We start from the raw sequence: 3,237 nt of genomic DNA, 5'->3' as shown, positions 1-3,237 counted from the left end.
CGAGCCACCGCCCCCAGCAACGCAAGCGCGGTGAGGACGGCGCCGAGCTGCAGTAGGAGCGGCGCCGAAATCTGCACGGGGCTCAGCCGTTATCGACGAGTTGGACGACCTTGGCGATGCCATCTTCGGTGCCGACCACCACCAGTACGTCGTCTGCATGCAGCATTTCGCTCGGCCCCGGCGACGCCAGCACCTCGTCGTTGCGCACGATCGCCACGATCGACGCGCCGGTGCGGGTGCGGGCCCGGGTGTCCCCGAGTGGCCGGTCTGCGAAAGGGGTGCCCGCCCGGATGTGGACCTGACCGGCCTCCAGCCCAGGTATTTCGCGGGTCAGCTCGGTGAACCGCTCGGCGATCCGGGGTGCACCCAGAATCTGGGCGACCGCCTCGGCCTCCTCATCGGTGAAGTGAAAGATCGGCTGGGCCTGATCGGGATCGTCACGCGCGTACCGGACCACGTCGAATTCGCCGCCGCGCCGCGCGATGATTCCGATCCGCTCGCCGTTGTGGCTGGTGAACTCGTATCGCACGCCGATGCTGGGCAGCAGCACCTCTTTGACGTCCACTTGCCGCTACCGCCGTTTGGCAGATTTCGACGGTTTGGCATGGCGGCCCTGCCGGCGCGCGGCTTCGCGCCGCTCGCGCCGAGTGCCCCCGCCCCCGGCCGCCGCCTGCTGCGCGTCACCGTTGCCCTGCACTTGCGCAGAACCGTCCTCGGCGGGCCCAGAATACGTCAATTCAGGGGATTCGGTCTGAATTCCTTTGGCGCGCAAAGCAGTTGCGGGCTCATGCGATCGGGCTGACCCACCGGTAGCCCGCTGCTGTGCGCTGGCCGCCGCAGCTGTGGCGAACTCCGCCAGACCCTCGGGCACTTCCCCCGTTTCCAAGACCGGTCCCACCTGCGGGGCCGGTACCGCCTCGACTGAGACATTGAACAAGAAGCCGACCGACTCTTCCTTGAGGCCCTCGAGCATGCCGATGAACATGTCGTAGCCCTCGCGCTGGTACTCCACCAGTGGATCGCGTTGCGCCATCGCGCGCAGCCCGATGCCCTCTTTGAGGTAGTCCATCTCATAGAGGTGCTCACGCCACTTGCGGTCGATGACGTTGAGCAACACGTTGCGTTCCAGCTGGCGCATCGCGCCCTCGCCGGCGAGTTCCTCCAGCTCGGCCTCCCGCACCGCGTAGGCGCGTTCGGCATCTTCGATCAACGCGTCGAGCAGTTCCTCGCGAGTGAGCTCACCGGGCTCGCCGATCGCCTCGGAGTCGATCAGGTTTGTGTGGTCGATGCCGACCGGATACAGCGTCTTCAGCGCCTCCCAGAGCTTCTCGAGTTCCCAGTCCTCGGAGTAACCCTCGGCGGTTGCCCCGTCCACGTAGGCGGTGATCACGTCGACGAGCATGTCGTGCGATTGCTCCTGCAAATTCTCGCCTTCGAGGATGCGGCGGCGCTGCTCGTAGATGACCTTGCGCTGCTGGTTCATCACCTCGTCGTATTTGAGGACGTTCTTGCGGACCTCGAAGTTCTGCTGCTCGACCTGGGTCTGCGCGCTCTTGATAGCGCGGGTCACCATCTTGGCTTCGATGGGCACGTCGTCGGGCAGGTTAAGCCGGGTCAGCAACGTTTCCAGCGCCGCGCCGTTGAAGCGGCGCATCAACTCATCGCCCAGCGACAGATAGAAGCGGGACTCACCGGGGTCGCCCTGGCGACCGGAGCGACCGCGCAGCTGGTTGTCGATGCGTCGCGACTCGTGCCGCTCGGTACCCAGCACGTACAGGCCGCCGGCCTCGATCACTTCCTCGGCCTCTTCGTGGGCCTCGGCCTTGACCAAAGGCAGCTCCTCGTGCCACGCCTGCTCGTACTCGTCGGGTGTTTCCACCGGGTCGAGGCCTCGCGCGCGCAGCCGCAGGTCGGTGAGAAAGTCGACGTTGCCGCCCAACACGATGTCGGTGCCGCGGCCGGCCATGTTGGTGGCGACCGTGATGGCGCCGCGCCGGCCGGCCTCGGCGATGATTCCGGCCTCTTGCTCGTGGTATTTGGCGTTGAGCACGTTGTGCGGGATGCGCCTCTTCTGGAACTGGCGCGACAGGTACTCCGAGCGCTCCACGCTGGTGGTACCGATCAGCACCGGCTGGCCCTCCTCGTAGCGCTCGCTGACGTCGTCGACGACGGCGATGTACTTGGCTTCCTCGGTCTTGTAGATCAGGTCGGACTGGTCGGTGCGGATCATCGGCATGTTGGTCGGGATGCTCACCACGCCGAGCTTGTAGATCTCGTGCAGCTCGGCGGCCTCGGTTTGCGCGGTCCCGGTCATCCCGGAGAGCTTGTCGTAGAGCCGGAAGTAGTTCTGCAACGTGATCGTGGCCAGCGTCTGATTCTCGGCCTTGATCTCGACGCGCTCTTTGGCCTCGATGGCCTGGTGCATGCCCTCGTTGTAGCGCCGCCCGACCAGAACCCGGCCGGTGAACTCGTCGACGATGACCACATCGCCGTCGCGCACGATGTAGTCCTTGTCGCGGGCGAAGAGCTCCTTGGCTTTCAGGGCGTTGTTCAGGTAGCTGACCAGCGGCGAGTTGGCGGCCTCGTAGAGGTTGTCGATGCCGAGCTGGTCTTCGACGAATTCCACGCCAAGCTCGTGCACGCCGACGGTGCGCTTGCGCAGGTCGACCTCGTAGTGGACGTCTTTCTCCATCAGCGGCGCCAGCCGGGCGAACTCGGTGTACCAGTTGGAGCCACCCTCGGCGGGCCCAGAAATGATCAGCGGAGTGCGGGCTTCGTCGATCAGGATCGAGTCGACCTCGTCGACGATCGCGAAGTTATGGCCGCGCTGGACGCACTCTTCCAGCGAATGGGCCATGTTGTCGCGCAGATAGTCGAACCCGAACTCGTTGTTGGTGCCGTACGTGATGTCGGCCGCATAGGCGATGCGCCGCTCGTCGGGCGTCATCTGCGCCAGGATCACCCCGACGTCTAGGCCCAGGAAGCGGTGCACCCGGCCCATCCACTCGCTGTCGCGCTTGGCCAGGTAGTCGTTGACGGTGACGATGTGCACGCCCTGGCCGCCGATGCCGTTGAGGTAGGCCGGCAACACCGAGGTCAGGGTTTTACCTTCACCGGTCTTCATCTCGGCGACATTGCCGAAGTGCAGCGCAGCGGCGCCCATCACCTGCACGTCGAACGGGCGCTGGTCCAGCACCCGCCACGCCGCTTCACGGGCAACCGCAAACGCCTCGGGCA

At 65.6% G+C, this 3,237-nt stretch carries 2 protein-coding genes; both read right to left on the bottom strand.

What is annotated here, in order from left to right:
* Positions 1–82 precede the first annotated feature (82 nt).
* Positions 83–565: a cation:proton antiporter regulatory subunit gene (locus WBF82_RS16335; protein ID WP_424384021.1), complete on the bottom strand. Its 483-nt coding sequence runs from the start codon at positions 563–565 to the stop codon at positions 83–85.
* Between the two features lie 6 nt (positions 566–571).
* Positions 572–3,237: preprotein translocase subunit SecA (gene secA / locus WBF82_RS16330; RefSeq protein ID WP_424384020.1), on the bottom strand; the 2,666-nt coding region annotated here is incomplete at its 5' end.

This window comes from Mycobacterium sp., assembly GCF_049673265.1.
Taxonomy (GTDB): Bacteria; Actinomycetota; Actinomycetes; order Mycobacteriales; family Mycobacteriaceae; genus Mycobacterium.
The sequence above is the reverse complement of the archived record's forward strand: the minus strand, read 5'-3'. Positions and strand labels throughout refer to the sequence as shown.